Origin of the sequence: Motiliproteus sp. MSK22-1, from assembly GCF_001968815.1 — a bacterium.
In the GTDB taxonomy this organism is placed as follows: Bacteria; Pseudomonadota; Gammaproteobacteria; order Pseudomonadales; family Balneatricaceae; genus Motiliproteus.
The window spans coordinates 235,939-251,087 of sequence record NZ_MIEQ01000053.1 but is presented as its reverse complement, the minus strand read 5'-3'; the positions used below and the strand labels follow the sequence as shown (position 1 = coordinate 251,087).

Below are 15,149 nucleotides of genomic sequence, written 5' to 3'. Positions count from 1 at the left end.
ACCCTGGAACGATCAGCCCTCCTGATCAAAAGCTGTTGTTGGGTTACGTTGCGCTAACCCAACTTACCCTTGGCTTTAGCTGAGTCCTAGTTTACAGAAAACCGACTACCCTAGAATAACAAACCCACCCAATGCAAGGTGGGTTCCTCAATCGCTTACCAATACACGATTGATAAAGACGTCATTTTAGAAATGACCGAACGGTCTAACAACCAGGAAAGAGTTTAAATTGTAGATCTAGAAGGTATCTGCGGTGCGTACAAACGTATAAGGTGTTTAATGGATCTCAGTCTTCACTTTAATTCTGTTTACTGCACTCCAACCTAGCAATCCCAGTTAAAAACAACACTAAAAAAAAGATATACGCGGTAGTCAACGGATTTCGTGACAGCCAGTTTTGACTGATGCCATCTATCATCACCGCGGCTATTATAAGCACCCCGTCAAAAGCCAGGTACTGGACGATAGGATTCCCGGAATCATAAATGCGCTGCCAAAAGTATCTAAAAGGTTGAAAAAAGACAGCCCAAATCAATAGCAAGAAACCAATCAGACCTGTTGTGGCAAGAACTTCAAAATAGAGGCTGTGGGCTTCTGTATATTCCTCTATCACTCTAAAACGGGGCTCTTTTGCCGCGAGTTCCTTGGTGTCCAGCCAGTAATCTCCAATACCACTACCAATCAAAGGATGTGCTTGCCAGTGTTCAATTGCAGCTTCCCACTTAAGAAAACGGAGTCCAATACTTCCCTCTATTGTTCCTTCCCAATATTGATCCCAGCTCACCACCGCATTTTGTGCACGATCTTGAAATATATCAGTTGTAGTTAGAGCGCCTCCTGCAGAAAGAGCTATGATCAGCGTGCCCCCGAGTATCCAGTTACGTTTATTACCCTGATAGCGCTTTATGCAAATCCAGACAAACAACAGAAAAGCAAAAGGAAGTACCAGCCAAGCCCCCCTTGTCTGAGTCAGCAATGAGGTATACAGAGTCAACATTGCTGACACCAGCAACATAAAGTTCATCCACCGGCCTCGTCCAGCCAGCAATGCAGCACTCAGCGCTGAGAGACAAACCATCAGGGAAAAATCCCCATAGACAATATAATTGTACGCTCCTATCGCTCGCCCACCCTCCATCGTCTCAAAAGCCACCCAAAGCATGACAGGGCCACTAACAATGAGTCCTATTAATAGCGCGCGGTAAGCCACATCGGCATAACGACGGATTAAAAGATATATAGGCACAGCCAGGAGAAATCTGACAACCTTTTCAAATCGATGCCAGGCTCGATTAGAATCATCAGACATCAAAACGCTAAAAAGCTGATAGCCCACAAACAGCATGAATCCGTAAAGAATCGCTTTTTCCCAAGAAGCGATCAGTCTCCAGTCTTTATAGATAGTGAGTAATCCAACCAGAGACAACAGGATAAATATCGTGCTGGCTGCACTTTCAATAGTTCCCATTACAACAGGAAACAAACAGACAAGCGCCAGCACCAGCCACTTTTCAGCTACAGCAGCTGTAGATTTGAAACCCGCTATTGTATTCATGAACATGCTAGTCGCTTGATGGGAGAAAACGTAGGCTGACTCCGCTATACATCAGTTGAATGACGACCATAAGTATCTTTCAATCGAACGATATCGTCTTCCCCCAGATAAGAACCTGTTTGAACCTCGATTAAGTCCAACGGAATCTTCCCGGGGTTCTCCAATCGATGCGTTTCACCAATAGGTATGTAGGTAGACTGGTTTTCACTCACCAGAAATACGTCTTCACCGCGAGTCACTTTGGCTGTACCCTGCACAACCACCCAGTGCTCGGCACGGTGATGATGCTTTTGCAACGAGAGCTTCTCACCCGGCTTAACCCTGATATGCTTTACTTGGAATCGCTCACCCTGATCAATGGATTCGTAGCTTCCCCAAGGCCGGTATACTTCAACTTGATCAACCGCTTCCATACGCTGTTCGGCTTTTAGCTGATTGACTATCTGCTTGACCTCTTGAACACGACCTTTATCAGCCACCAGGACAGCATCGGCAGTTTCTACAACCACGATGTTATCTACACCAACGACACCCACAAGCCGGGACGAGGCACTCAGATAACTGTTACTTGCTTCTGATACGAGCACGTCTCCCTTCAGCACATTGCCACTCTCATCCTTATCAGTAACTTCCCAAAGCGCCGACCAGGCTCCAACATCACTCCAGCCTGCATCCAGCGGAATAACACGGGCATCTTCGGTTCTTTCCATTACCGCGTAGTCGATAGAATCATCGGGACAGGAAGCAAAAGCTTTTTCATCAAGCCGAATAAACTCAAGATCAGAATGCTCACTCTCCAAGGCCTGCTGACATGCATGAATAATATCGGGCCGGAATCGGTTGAGTTCCTCCAGGTAGCGAGAAGCAGAAAACAGAAACATACCACTGTTCCAGTAATATTCCTTTGAATCCACATAAGCCTGAGCTGTCTCAAAATCTGGCTTTTCGACAAAGGCGGAGACGGACAGGCTATTGCCCTCAGCATTCGTTCCAGATTCTGCCCGAATATATCCGTAACCTGTTTCAGCCTGTGTAGGTACTATGCCAAAAGTAATAAGACTGCCTGACTGAGCTGCTAATCGAGCTGACTCAACTGCTTGATGAAAAGCCGCTCGATCTTTCATTACATGATCTGCGGCCAACACCAATAATAATGGATCACCACCTTCACGCATTGCATGCATTGCGGCTAAAGCCACTGCCGGTGCAGTATTACGTCCAACAGGCTCTAAGATGATACCGCTATGTTCAAGCTCCAACTGCCTGAATTGCTCAGCAACCAAAAACCGATGAGAATCATTACAAATCACTAAAGGTGGCAACAGGCTACCTATCCCCTCAAGCCGTTGCACCGTATCCTGAATCATTGATGTGCCATTCACCAAAGGCAGAAACTGTTTAGGGCAATGACTGCGCGATGCTGGCCATAGCCGAGTTCCTGAACCACCCGACATAATCACCGGCAAAAGCCGCTGGTAATCCTTACTCAACGTTAACTCCTGAATAGCTAAAGAACAGGGGACGAATCACCCCAAAAAATTGGAGCTAAGGATACCATGTTGCTAAGCATCGGGACATTTTTTGCGTTAAAAGAGAGCAGGCAGCTAAAAGCAGCACCTGCCCCCCATGACAGGAGCGGCCGGTAGAGTGAATCTCTACTCTCTATTTTGGATATCCTTCCGGGTTTTCCGATTGCCAGCGCCAGGAGTCGAGCATCATCTGCTCCAGACCACGGGTAGCAGACCAACCTAGTAATTCCTGAGCATAGCCTGGATCTGCATAACAAGTAGCAACGTCACCAGGCCTACGATCAACTGTTCGATAAGAGACTGTATTTCCAGAGGCTTTTTCAAACGCAGCGATCATTTGCAACACGCTGTAACCCTGCCCTGTACCCAGATTACAAGTCATCACTCCCTTTTGTTTTTTCATCGTTTCCAGTGCCCGCAGATGCCCATCAGCAAGATCCAGAACATGAATATAATCTCTGACTCCAGTTCCGTCTGGAGTTGGATAGTCGCTACCAAACACCGATAACTGTTCCAGCTTTCCAATAGCGACCTGTGAAATAAAGGGTAATAAATTATTGGGGATACCGTTAGGGTCTTCACCAATCAACCCTGACTCATGAGCACCAACAGGATTAAAATACCGGAGCAATGAGATACGCCAATCATTGTCAGAAGCATAGAGATCCTTCAAAATCTCCTCAACTACCAGCTTAGAACGACCGTACGGATTGGTGGCGCTAGTGGGAAAATCCTCACGAATAGGCACACTGGCCGGATCACCATAGACTGTAGCAGAAGAGCTAAAAACAAGACGTTTAACACCCGCAGCCTGCATTGCCTGACAAAGGGAAATTGTACCGAAAATATTATTGTCATAATAAGTCAAAGGCATTTCACAGGATTCACCAACAGCCTTGAGTCCAGCAAAATGAATAACAGAGTCAATGGAATAGGCTCTAAATAGCTGCTCCAAACAACTACGATCACGAATATCACCTTCGATGAAGCTCAGCTTATACCCTGTAATCTGCTCAACTCGTCGCAACGCTTCAGTACTGCTATTACTCAGATTATCAAGAACCAGCACATCATAGCCGGCTTCCAGCAATTGAACGCATGTATGACTGCCTATATATCCGGCACCACCTGTCACTAGAACTGTCATCGTTATTTATGCTCCATATGCAGCTTGTTATTACGTCCGTAATCTAAATATATGATGCACTTAATCAATACATCATAGTGTATTTTTTTTAATACAAACAATACCTTAAATACTCAACCAAACAATTACCATCTGCATTATCTTAAGTATCTTCGACTGTCGCTGTTAAATTCATCGAGTCAATTAAGTCCATCGAGCCCACACAGGATCGTGAGTTCCCCTAACGGGTGGATACTTACCAACTTCTGTCCAACTGTAGCGAGGACTGTGGAAATCGCTACCCACCGAGGCCATCAATTTATAACGCTGGGCCAGCTTGCAAAGTTCAAATAAGCGATCAGGGTTCTCAGCACCATAGCTGACTTCCATCGCCTGCCCTCCTAAACTGATAAACTCATCGAGAAAAGTGCGTAGTTTTGTCCATGTCATACCGTACTTTCCAGGATGAGCAAGTACCGGCACCCCTCCTGATTTTTCGATCCAATTGATGACCTGTTCAAGCGAGGGCCAATGACATTTAACGTCTCCAACCTTGCCAGCTCCCAGATAACGCTCAAAAGCCTCTTGCTCAGAACTCACATAACCCATTGCCACCATTGCTTTTGCAAAATGCGGTCGACCAATCTGAGCGGTGCCTGCAATATCTGCGGCGTTTTGGTGTACGCCGGGCATATGACGCTTTTCCAGCTTTTCTGCTATTTCAATCGCACGCTGATTGCGGGACCGAGTCTGATACTTTGTAGCAGCAAGCATCGAACCATGAAGAGGGTCCACATCCAGACCGACAATATGTATACCAATTCCTTTCCATACCGTGGAAAGTTCTATGCCATTGATCAACGTAACTGACAGATTCTCAGCCGCTTCAGCCGCCTCAGGCAAACCAGAGCAGGTATCGTGGTCAGTTACCGCTAGAATATTCACACCGTGTGCGGCCGCTCTCGCGACCAGATCAGCAGGACTGAGCGCCCCATCAGAAGCCAGGGTATGGGTATGGAGATCTACTTTTGAAGCCATTTGAAATACACTACTGCTATGATTGTGGATGCTACTGCTTGACGGCTACGACAACCATCTTCACAAATGGAGTTGGCACGATAGAGCCATCATGACACTATTAAGGACTATCTGACACTCTATCATAGCTCTATTATTAGGCTAACGGGTCCCTAAAAATTTAATCGAGCACAGAACGACTTAAATCTTCGGGCAACTCTATTTATACTAAGGCGATTAACCAAACCGGATTTTATTATGAAACTGCTTTTTGATTTTCTTCCCATCGCCATATTCTTTGCTGTCTACCAGTATACGGAAGATATTATCATCGCTACTGCGGTGCTGATTCCTGCAACGATAATTCAAATTGGTTATACCTGGATTCGGACTCACAAAGTTGAAAAAATGCAACTCGTCACTCTTGGACTGGTTATTGTTCTGGGAGGGGCAACACTGCTGTTTCAGGATAAAACTTTCATTCAATGGAAACCAACTGTTGTTAACTGGCTGTTTGGAATTGCCTTCTTGGGGAGCCAGTTCATAGGTGCTAAACCGCTGGTCCAACGAATGATGGAAGGTAATATCGAATTGCCAGAGCCGGTCTGGTACAAATTAAGTTGGGCATGGGTCTTATTTTTTATGCTCATGGGAGCACTGAATCTGGTAGTCGCGTACACCATGAGCGAAGAAGCCTGGGTTAACTTTAAACTCTTCGGCATGCTTGGACTGACCTTGGTATTTATAGTACTCCAGGGTATCTACCTGACTAAGCACCTGAAAGAACCCAGTGGAGAAAATTCAGGAAATGACTAGTAATATTAATTAGACGAACAGTAATTTTTTGATTTCATATAGTAAATTTTACTCTGAAGAAATCGAATCAAAGTAACGGAACCAATCATATGTTTTACGCCATTATCAGCGAAGATGTTGAGAATAGCCTGGAAAATCGCCTGAAAGCCCGACCGGATCACCTTGCTCGGTTAGTAGCACTCAAGGAATCAGGGCGACTTCTGGTGGCAGGACCACACCCTGCTACGGATAGTGAGGACCCCGGACAAGCAGGCTTTACCGGAAGTCTGGTTATCGCTGAGTTTGATTCCTTAGAAGAAGCCCAGACCTGGGCTGACGAAGACCCTTACATTGAGGCAGGAGTCTATGCCAAAGTGGTCGTTAAGCCTTATAAAAAAGTACTTCCTTAATACTCTCGCTTAAATTTGCAGGCCTTCTGGTCGTTGGTCAGGGTCAGCGCTCCCAACAAAAATGGCAATGAATAGATTACAGCGTATTTATCTGGAATCTATTCATTAGCTGGCCAGCTTTTCCAGTACGGTTGACAATCCGGCGCGCCAATCTCGAACAGTATCAGAACCCAGCATATCCTGTAGTTTTTTATTATCCAAAACGGAAAAAGCCGGTCGAGCCGCAGGAGTAGGATAGTCAGCCGTCGAAATGGGAGTCAGCTCAGGAGCATCCGCTAGTAAAGTAATTTCCACAGCTTTGGTAAATACAGCCTGAGCAAAGTCAAACCAGCTTACCGCCTTATCACCACAAAGATGATAAGTTCCCCAACCAGAAAATTCCTTTTCATTAATTTCATCAACAAATCGTAAAATTATTTCGGCAATATGACCGGCATAGGTAGGACAACCAATCTGATCGCTTACGATACTAAGCTGATCTCTCTCTTGCCCCAGTCGAAGCATCGTTTTTACAAAATTATTGCCATATTCAGAAAAAACCCAGGAAGTCCGAAAAATGAGATGTTGCGATAGATGCTCTCTAACAGCTTCCTCACCAGCCAGCTTAGTACGGCCGTAAGCTCCCAGGGGAGAAGTCGGCATCTCTTCATCATAAGGGGTTGAGTTCGAACCATCAAAAACATAGTCGGTAGAAATATGAACTAACGGGATTCCCAGTTTCCCACAAACTAACGCAAGATTTTTTGAGGCTTCAGCATTGACCATATAAGCCGATTCAGGCTCTTGCTCGGCTCGATCTACAGCGGTGTAAGCAGCAGCATTAATAACCACCCTGGGCTGAAAACGGGACAGCACCTCCTCAACCTGGGTTAAGCTGGTGATATCCAGATCACTACGACCCAAAGCGACCAATTCATAGCGGTTTACCCTGTCAGCCATTTTAGCCCTGTCCTGAACGCAGCGACCAACCTGCCCGTTTGCCCCTGTTAACAGGACTCTATTTGGAGACGCACTCATACCCGGACTCTTATACTGTAATATTCAATAATGTAATGTCCAAACTCAGAACTCATCGGGAAACAACTCTTTCAATGTCAGTCCGAGTCGGTCCTTTTCTGACAATAATGGATCCTGAAAAGGCCAATCAACAGCAATTGTAGGATCATCCCAGATCAAGCACCCTTCGTCGGAAGGGTCGTAGTAGTCCGTACACTTGTACTCAAAATCCGCACTTTCTGACAATACTACAAAGCCATGGGCCAAACCGGGTGGTACCCAGAATTGACGCATCGATTCTTCTGACAAAATAACCCCTTGCCACCGACCAAAGGAAGGGGAATCAGGGCGTATATCTACAGCAACATCAAAAACCTCACCACGAACAACGCGTACTAACTTACCCTGGGGCTTTGTTTTCTGGAAATGCAATCCGCGCAACACGCCTTTCTGCGAACGCGAGTGATTATCCTGCACAAAAGGAAGATTAATACCATATTCTGCATAACGATCAGCTTGAAACGTTTCCAGAAAAAAACCCCGAGCATCACCAAACACTTTGGGTTCAATAACCTTAGCTCCAGCGATTGGTCCCTCGGTAACAATCATTAATGTGCTTCCTCTAATATTCGCAGTAAATATTGGCCGTAGCCCGTCTTAGCCAACGCCTCTGCTTCTTCTCTTAAAGATTGTGCGTCTAACCAACCATTCCGGTAACCAATTTCCTCAAGACAAGCAACCTTAAGCCCTTGCCGATTTTCTATCGTAGCGACAAATTGACCAGCCTCAAGTAACGAGTCATGAGTTCCCGTATCCAACCATGCAAACCCTCGACCAAGTAACTCAACATTCAGGCTACCGCTGGCCAGGTAGGCGTTATTGACATCAGTGATTTCCAGTTCCCCACGGGCAGAGGGTTTAATTGACTTCGCAATATCTATGACCTTGTTGTCATAAAAATACAACCCCGTAACTGCGTAATTAGACTTGGGCTGGTCGGGTTTTTCCTCAATACTGATAGCCTTTCCGGAGGTATCAAACTCAACAACCCCAAAACGTTCCGGATCAGTAACATGGTAGCCAAACACCGTTGCTCCCTGATCACGGTTAATGGCCGATTTCAGCTTGTCGGAAAAATGCTGACCATAGAAGATATTATCTCCCAACACCAAACAAACAGGACTGGATCCGATAAATTCCTCACCGATTATAAAAGCCTGAGCCAAACCATCCGGGCTGGGTTGTACAGCATAACTGATGGAAATCCCAAATTGACTTCCCTCCCCTAACAGACGCTGATAACTGGGGAGATCCTCTGGTGTCGAAATCACCAGGATGTCTTTGATTCCTGCCAGCATTAACACCGATAATGGGTAGTAGATCATCGGCTTATCATAGATTGGCAACATCTGCTTGGAAACACCCCGGGTGATAGGATGAAGTCGAGTCCCTGAGCCACCGGCCAGGATGATGCCTTTACAATTTGTCATAGTGAACAGCCTGTGCTTTTTCAATAAATATCATGACTAAAGAACTCTAAACAGGCCCAATATGTTCCTGCCTGCTAAAGCGTTCTGACAATAACGAGCCCGATTGAAAGAGGTTGGTCTACTCAAAAACCCGGTCTGAATGATCCTGACGGACAGCAGTATCAGCTAGAGACCTCTAACTCAACCTTCACCAATTCTTTGCAGCTGGTATTCACCGGAAAGGACCCGCTCCCACCATTCTTTATTCTGCAAATACCAATCCACCGTCTTACGCATCCCACTCTCAAAAGTTTCTTGAGGCACCCAACCAAGCTGTCGCTGAATTTTACTGGCATCAATCGCATACCGTAAGTCATGTCCTGGACGGTCTTTAACAAACTCAATCAAATCACGGTATGCCGCGACACCCTCTGGCTTTGCGGGGACCCGTTCCTCAAGCAGCTGACACAGGGTTTCCACCACCTCAAGATTGGTTTTTTCATTATGTCCGCCGATATTATAGGTCTCACCAATCACGCCTTCAGTGACCACCTGTATCAGTGCCCGGGCATGATCTTCAACATATAACCAGTCTCGAATCTGAGAGCCATCGCCGTAGACAGGCAGCGGCTTGCCCTGCAAAGCATTCAGAATCATATGTGGAACAAGTTTCTCTGGAAAATGATAAGGGCCATAATTGTTAGAACAATTGGTGACTATAACCGGCAAGCCATAGGTGCGATGCCAGGCTCTGACCAGGTGATCAGAGCTGGCTTTGCTCGCTGAATAAGGAGAACTGGGGGAATAGGATGTCTCTTCGGTAAACAGATCCTCTGTTCCTTCCAAATCACCATAAACTTCGTCAGTGGAGATATGATGAAATCGAAACAATGATCGCTTTTCCCCTTCCAGACCATCCCAGTAATCCCTTGCTGCTTCCAACAAATTGTAAGTACCAATAATATTGGTCTGGATAAAGGCACCGGGACCATCAATGGAACGATCAACATGAGACTCAGCGGCCAAATGCATGATAGCTTCCGGCTGATGCTCTGAAAGCACTCTTTTTACTGCCTCAGGATCACAGATATCAACTTTTTCAAAAGTGTAACGAGGCTCTGATTCAGCACCAGGAATCGATTCCAGGTTACCTGCATAGGTCAGACAGTCAACATTTACAACTGAATAACCAGTACTTGCCAATAAATATCGAATAACGGCACTGCCGATAAATCCAGCCCCACCGGTAACTACAATTTTCATATGAAAACCCAAAAAACTGATCGCAAGTAAATTCCAAAGTACAACCCTTGAAAATACCTTCAGGGGTCGTATACATCGTCCTGCTTATTTAACTTTAGCTTTTATAGAACTGTTCAAAACAATAGTTTGTCGCTGACACATATCCGGGTACACTTCCGCAGTCAAATCGAGTGCCTTTAAATCGATAGGCGATCACCCGTCCTTCAACTGCTTGCTTCATTAATGCGTCAGTAATCTGAATCTCCCCCCCTTTGCCCGGCTTGGTATCGGCGATAAGCTTGAAAATATCCGGTGTCAGAACGTAACGGCCAATAATAGCTAAATTACTAGGAGCCTCATCGACAGCAGGCTTTTCAACCATAGTACGCACACGAAAGACGCCATCCGCTTCTTCTTCTCCGTCGATAACGCCATACTTATTAACCTGATCAACAGGAACTTCTTCAATCGCAACAATACTGCACTGATAACGCTCATAAAGCGCCACCATCTGCTGTAACACAGATTCTCCTCCGGGATTAACACAAAGATCGTCCGGAAGAATAACAGCAAAGGGTTGATGGTCAACAATGGGCTCAGAGCAGCCGATTGCATGCCCAAGCCCCTTCGCTTCCACTTGACGAATAGATGCAAATGAGCAGCTATCCATCAATTGGTTGATACCAGTCAGCAGCTGCTCTTTGTCAGTATCCTTCACCGAGGTTTCCAGCTCAAAGTTACGGTCAAAGTGGTTTTCAATGGCTTGTTTATGGCGGCCATTTACGAAACAGACCTGCTTCAAGCCCGCTGCCGCAGCTTCTTCAACCGCATATTGAATGAGTGGCTTGTCAACAATTGGCAGCATCTCCTTTGGAACGGCTTTGCTGGCAGGTAAAAACCGGCTACCAAATCCAGCGACCGGAAAGACACAGGTATTGATCTTAGATTGACCCATTAAATTACTCTCAACTTTCTTCAATTTCAGCCTGTTGCTTGTTATCTAAAGCAATTACAAACCACCATGGTAGCCAAACTCCAAGGCTCTTCAACTACGAATCACTGCCGCTACGAAACAGCCATCAACAAGGACCAGTAATACGACTATCAGACAAATTCGCTGGAACGCCCAATACCAAAATATCTGAATCCTAATTGCTTCATGTAAGAAGGGTCAAACAGATTCCGTCCATCAAAAATCAACCGCTCATTCATCAGCTTTCCAAGCAAATCAAAATCAGGACTCCAGAACTCTTTCCATTCAGTGACAATCATCAGCGCATCAACGCCATCAACGGCTTCGTAAGCCGATGCACAAAGCGTTAATCCCTTCCTATCACCAAAATATTCCTGGAATTTTGGTAGCGCTTTAGGATCATAGAGTCGGATATGAACTCCCTGTGCCCAAAGAGCCTCCATTAACAACAGGCTGGGAGCATTATCAATACTGTCGGTGTTAGGCTTAAATGCTCCACCCCAAAGAGCAATAGTCTTACCTTTAAGCTCAGTGTCCCAATAGCGCCAAAGCTTACGGAACAACACTTCCTTTTGTTGCTCGTTGGTATCCAGCACTGTTTTAAGAAGAAACGAATCCTCAACCTTATCTTCTACCGTTCGAGCCAGACTAATAAGATCTTCTGAAAATGATAGCCCACCAAAACCACAGCCGGGATAGATATAGTCATAACCAATCCGAGGATCAGACCCAACCCCTTGGCGCACTTGCTCAATATCCACCTCCAACTGATCCGCAAGATTAGCCATCTCATTCATAAAGCTCAATTTTGTGGCCAACATGCCATTAATCGCATATTTGGTGAATTCAGCGGCCTTAGTTGACATCACTATCAGCTGATCATGATTGCGGTTAAAGGGCCTCAGCAAATCAGTTAACAGTCGTAGCCCCCAATCATCATCAGCCCCGACTAAGATCCGCTGTGGACGAACAAAGTTTGCAATGGCAGCCCCTTCCTGCAGCAAGCTTGGCAACGCCAGGACATGAATATCCGGGATGACCCCACGCTGTTCCTGCAATTCACACATAAGCGCTTTTAAGCGAGTGGCGGACCCCACCGGAAATGTACTTTGGTTAACTACCGTAATAGTCGATGAAATCTCTTTGGCCAGCTGGCTTAATAACACTTTTGCATGGTCCAACTGATCCGATGATAATGCAATAAAGTGAACTTGACCGTGGTGGAAGCCTTTTTTAACATCAGCGGTAATATGCAGTCGTCCCGATGCCAGCTGGTTTGTCAGCTTTTGGTTAAGACCTGGTTCTTCAAAGCCAATCACTGCGTTTTGTAATTTTTCTGCTGTGTTTTTATCATCACTGTTTTTGTCAAAGTTGCTGTTATCACAACAAATAACTGCAACGTCATTACCGACATCAGCTAGAGCACAGGCGGTAACCAAACCAGTTAACCCACTGCCATATACAGAAACCTTCACGTTATTGCCCTATCTTCCTTGTTACAAAAATGAGAACTAGTGTCGAGAATCACAGAACAAAAATTCGGAGCGCTGATTCTCAATAAAAGACTAGTCAATAAAATATAAATGCTCAGGGTTCAGAACGATCACTCGAATAACTGCGAACAAATTCCAAAAGCCCTTGGGTCGAACTGTCATCAAACCGATTCTGACCTGAAACAATAGCGTTATAAGTTTCCTTCGCTATCTGCTTTCCTAACTCAACTCCCCACTGATCGAAAGGGTTGATTTCCCAAACCACGGATTGAACAAAGACTTTATGCTCGTAGGCAGCAATCAATGACCCCAGGGAAAATGGCGTTAGCTCCTTCATCAAAAAAGTCGATGAGCATTGATTACCCTCATAGTGCTGGTCGTTACTGCGCCCTTCCCGTTCCTGATCGGCAATAGCATGATCTCCCAGCATCAGAGCACGAGACTGTGCCAGACAATTAGCAAGCGTCAATTGCTGCTGAGCCTGCAACTGTCCCTGGGTACCTTCTGCCTGATCCTGCTGATAACGAATAACAGGTGCAATAAAATCACAGCTGACCGGCTGAGTCCCCTGATGCAACAGCTGGTAAAATGCATGTTGGGCGTTTGAGCCGACTTCACCCCATAGGATAGGGCAAGTTTCATAATCAACCTGCTGCCCATTCCGGTTAACAGACTTTCCGTTACTTTCCATTTCCAACTGGCTTAAATAATTCGGTAAGAATTTCAAACGACCGTCATAGGGCAGCACAGCATGACCTTTAACGCCTAAAAAATTGCTCGACCAAATTCCCATCAGTGCCATCATGACTGGAATATTCTGGTCAAATGGCTCATCACGAAAGTGATTATCCATCCAATGACCGCCTGCCAGCAGTTGCCTGAACCCACCCATCCCCAGCAACAGGGCGATCGGCAAACCAATAACAGACCACAATGAATAACGACCGCCAACCCAATCCCAAAACAGCAATTGATTATCTTTACAAAAGCCCATTTCCGTCATTTTGTCAGCATTGGCAGAGCAACCAATGAAATGCTGGTTCAGCAGAATCCGTTCTGACGATATTTTTTCGGCCAACCAACGCTTTGCGGCTTCGGCATTGGAAAGGGTATCAATTGTCGTGAAAGACTTCGAAGATAATATAAATAGCGTTGTCTCCTGGCTAAGATGCTTAAGTTTCTCTGCCAGCTGGCTTCCATCAATCGATGAAACAAAATGCAATCGCAGATTTTTAGCTTCTTCCAAACGAAACTCTTCCAGCGCATGACAGGCCATCAAAGGTCCTAAATCTGACCCGCCGACACCTATATTGACTACATCAGTGATGGCTTTGCCACTATATCCTCGCCATTGACCAGTATGAATACGCTTGACGACACGTTCCATATGATCAAGATTTTCTTGTATCTCTTGAGAAATCAGCTGATTATCAACTACAGTTACCCTATCCGCAGGAGCTCTTAGTGCGGTATGAAGGGCCGCTCGGTTTTCAGAGCTATTTATATGGTCACCGGAAAAGAGTTTGCTGATCCACTGTTCCAGCCCCTGTTGCTCAACCAAAGAAAGGAGGTGCTGCAGGGTTTGACAGGTCATTCGGTGCTTGGAGAAATCCAGCAGATAATCACCTTTTTGCAGCGAGAAACGCTCAAAACGTCGATCATCTTGCTGAAATAACTGGTGCAGACTTGTTCTCTTTATTTCAGCGAGATAGTGATTCTCAAGTTGTAGCCACGCGGGGGAGTGACTGACTGACATATAAATTCCCTTAGCAATCAGTGAGAAATCGAAATATAGTAACACAGCTATAACGAGGCTTGAGAACAACATTTTTTAATGGAATAAAAATGCCAATATTTCACCCTTACCAGGGTGCTAGTTGAAGCAAAAAATAACCAGAAAAGAACAACCAAGGGGAATTCAGATGAATCTAAAGCCAATAGCGGCAGCCTTAGTTTTAACTAGCACCCTGTGTGCAGCTCCTGTCTATGCTGTTGACGGATTTACCATCAATGTGGGCAGCAGTGACGATAAAATCGACCTCTATCGTGCAGCAGCTCGCTTCCAGTGGGATAAAAAATGGTTCGAAGAAGGGAACTGGTTTCTAGGAGGGCATTACGAGCTGGGTCTGATGTACATGGAAAATAGCTCTGACACAGTCAATACCACCAATGCCGCCTCAGACTTATATGCCATTTCCTTCACTCCGGTATTTCGCCTGCAGCGCTACGCGCTTGATAGCGGAATCGCCCCATTTATTGAAGCAGGTATAGGCGCAGCTTACTTATCCGAAGACAAAGTACAGAATGATTCTCCTCAAGGAGCAGATCTCGGCGGTAATTTGCAGTTCGAAAACAAGGTGTCTGCCGGTCTGTTATTTGGTGAGCAACAACAATACGAAGTCGCGATAAACTATTTCCACTATTCCAATGCCGGACTGGAAGAACCCAACGATGGCATAGATAGCTTCAGTTTATCGTTTTCCATGTGGTATTGATTTTTTGCCGATAAAAAGAACGGGAAGCCAAGCTTCCCGTTCCTCTTCA

The 15,149-nt window shown here is 45.6% G+C and carries 14 protein-coding genes; 3 read left to right on the top strand and 11 right to left on the bottom strand.

Annotation, left to right across the window (positions count from 1 at the left end):
* Positions 1 to 298: 298 nt before the first annotated feature.
* From BGP75_RS17000 to BGP75_RS16985, 4 genes are all read right to left on the bottom strand, one after another.
* A complete protein-coding gene (locus tag BGP75_RS17000; protein WP_158070130.1) occupies positions 299 to 1,555 on the bottom strand; it encodes an O-antigen ligase in 1,257 nt (418 codons plus the stop codon).
* Positions 1,556 to 1,599: 44 nt separating this feature from the next.
* Positions 1,600 to 3,045 (bottom strand): mannose-1-phosphate guanylyltransferase/mannose-6-phosphate isomerase, encoded by a 1,446-nt coding sequence (locus BGP75_RS16995; RefSeq protein ID WP_255395943.1) that lies wholly within the window; start codon positions 3,043 to 3,045, stop codon positions 1,600 to 1,602.
* 172 nt (positions 3,046 to 3,217) lie between these two features.
* A complete protein-coding gene (gene galE, locus BGP75_RS16990) occupies positions 3,218 to 4,231 on the bottom strand; it encodes a UDP-glucose 4-epimerase GalE (RefSeq protein WP_076720042.1) in 1,014 nt (337 codons plus the stop codon).
* A gap of 183 nt (positions 4,232 to 4,414) precedes the next feature.
* Complete coding sequence (locus BGP75_RS16985; protein WP_076720039.1) at positions 4,415 to 5,248, bottom strand: PHP domain-containing protein; 834 nt, start codon at positions 5,246 to 5,248, stop codon at positions 4,415 to 4,417.
* Between the two features lie 237 nt (positions 5,249 to 5,485).
* Between BGP75_RS16985 and BGP75_RS16980 the strand changes: the two genes are divergently transcribed.
* The gene (locus BGP75_RS16980) at positions 5,486 to 6,043 is read left to right on the top strand and encodes a septation protein A (RefSeq protein ID WP_076720037.1); all 558 of its coding nucleotides are present in this window, start codon (positions 5,486 to 5,488) and stop codon (positions 6,041 to 6,043) included.
* A gap of 89 nt (positions 6,044 to 6,132) precedes the next feature.
* On the top strand, positions 6,133 to 6,432 hold the full coding sequence (locus BGP75_RS16975) for a YciI family protein (protein ID WP_076720035.1): 300 nt from the start codon (positions 6,133 to 6,135) through the stop codon (positions 6,430 to 6,432).
* A gap of 105 nt (positions 6,433 to 6,537) precedes the next feature.
* On the opposite strand, the gene rfbD is transcribed toward BGP75_RS16975, so the two are convergent.
* From rfbD to pgi, 7 genes are all read right to left on the bottom strand, one after another.
* A complete protein-coding gene (gene rfbD, locus BGP75_RS16970) occupies positions 6,538 to 7,449 on the bottom strand; it encodes a dTDP-4-dehydrorhamnose reductase (RefSeq protein ID WP_076720032.1) in 912 nt (303 codons plus the stop codon).
* Positions 7,450 to 7,494: 45 nt separating this feature from the next.
* Positions 7,495 to 8,037, bottom strand: coding sequence for a dTDP-4-dehydrorhamnose 3,5-epimerase (gene rfbC / locus BGP75_RS16965; RefSeq protein ID WP_076720030.1), 543 nt, complete (start codon positions 8,035 to 8,037; stop codon positions 7,495 to 7,497).
* Positions 8,037 to 8,918, bottom strand: coding sequence for a glucose-1-phosphate thymidylyltransferase RfbA (gene rfbA, locus BGP75_RS16960; protein WP_076720028.1), 882 nt, complete (start codon positions 8,916 to 8,918; stop codon positions 8,037 to 8,039). Before rfbA ends, rfbC begins: the two co-directional genes overlap by 1 nt.
* A 180-nt stretch (positions 8,919 to 9,098) precedes the next feature.
* On the bottom strand, positions 9,099 to 10,160 hold the full coding sequence (gene rfbB / locus BGP75_RS16955; protein ID WP_076720027.1) for a dTDP-glucose 4,6-dehydratase: 1,062 nt from the start codon (positions 10,158 to 10,160) through the stop codon (positions 9,099 to 9,101).
* Positions 10,161 to 10,254: 94 nt separating this feature from the next.
* Positions 10,255 to 11,094 (bottom strand): UTP--glucose-1-phosphate uridylyltransferase GalU, encoded by an 840-nt coding sequence (galU, locus tag BGP75_RS16950; protein WP_076720025.1) that lies wholly within the window; start codon positions 11,092 to 11,094, stop codon positions 10,255 to 10,257.
* A gap of 149 nt (positions 11,095 to 11,243) precedes the next feature.
* Positions 11,244 to 12,587, bottom strand: coding sequence for a UDP-glucose/GDP-mannose dehydrogenase family protein (locus tag BGP75_RS16945; RefSeq protein ID WP_076720022.1), 1,344 nt, complete (start codon positions 12,585 to 12,587; stop codon positions 11,244 to 11,246).
* A 112-nt stretch (positions 12,588 to 12,699) separates the two neighbouring features.
* A complete protein-coding gene (gene pgi / locus BGP75_RS16940) occupies positions 12,700 to 14,361 on the bottom strand; it encodes a glucose-6-phosphate isomerase (RefSeq protein ID WP_076720019.1) in 1,662 nt (553 codons plus the stop codon).
* A 166-nt stretch (positions 14,362 to 14,527) separates the two neighbouring features.
* Here pgi and BGP75_RS16935 point away from each other — a divergent pair, with 166 nt between their 5' ends.
* Positions 14,528 to 15,100 carry an acyloxyacyl hydrolase gene (locus BGP75_RS16935; RefSeq protein WP_076720017.1) on the top strand — a complete coding sequence of 191 codons (573 nt, stop codon included), beginning with the start codon at positions 14,528 to 14,530 and terminating at the stop codon, positions 15,098 to 15,100.
* The last annotated feature ends 49 nt before the right edge of the window (positions 15,101 to 15,149 follow it).

Coding starts and splice junctions, on each gene's coding strand:
- rfbB (WP_076720027.1), bottom strand. CDS start 10,160: ATGAAAATTGTAGTTACCGGTGGGGCTGGATTTATCGGCAGTGCCGTT.
- rfbD (WP_076720032.1), bottom strand. CDS start 7,449: ATGAGTGCGTCTCCAAATAGAGTCCTGTTAACAGGGGCAAACGGGCAG.
- galU (WP_076720025.1), bottom strand. CDS start 11,094: ATGGGTCAATCTAAGATCAATACCTGTGTCTTTCCGGTCGCTGGATTT.
- pgi (WP_076720019.1), bottom strand. CDS start 14,361: ATGTCAGTCAGTCACTCCCCCGCGTGGCTACAACTTGAGAATCACTAT.
- rfbC (WP_076720030.1), bottom strand. CDS start 8,037: ATGATTGTTACCGAGGGACCAATCGCTGGAGCTAAGGTTATTGAACCC.
- rfbA (WP_076720028.1), bottom strand. CDS start 8,918: ATGACAAATTGTAAAGGCATCATCCTGGCCGGTGGCTCAGGGACTCGA.
- BGP75_RS16980 (WP_076720037.1), top strand. CDS start 5,486: ATGAAACTGCTTTTTGATTTTCTTCCCATCGCCATATTCTTTGCTGTC.
- BGP75_RS16975 (WP_076720035.1), top strand. CDS start 6,133: ATGTTTTACGCCATTATCAGCGAAGATGTTGAGAATAGCCTGGAAAAT.
- galE (WP_076720042.1), bottom strand. CDS start 4,231: ATGACAGTTCTAGTGACAGGTGGTGCCGGATATATAGGCAGTCATACA.
- BGP75_RS17000 (WP_158070130.1), bottom strand. CDS start 1,555: ATGAATACAATAGCGGGTTTCAAATCTACAGCTGCTGTAGCTGAAAAG.
- BGP75_RS16985 (WP_076720039.1), bottom strand. CDS start 5,248: ATGGCTTCAAAAGTAGATCTCCATACCCATACCCTGGCTTCTGATGGG.
- BGP75_RS16935 (WP_076720017.1), top strand. CDS start 14,528: ATGAATCTAAAGCCAATAGCGGCAGCCTTAGTTTTAACTAGCACCCTG.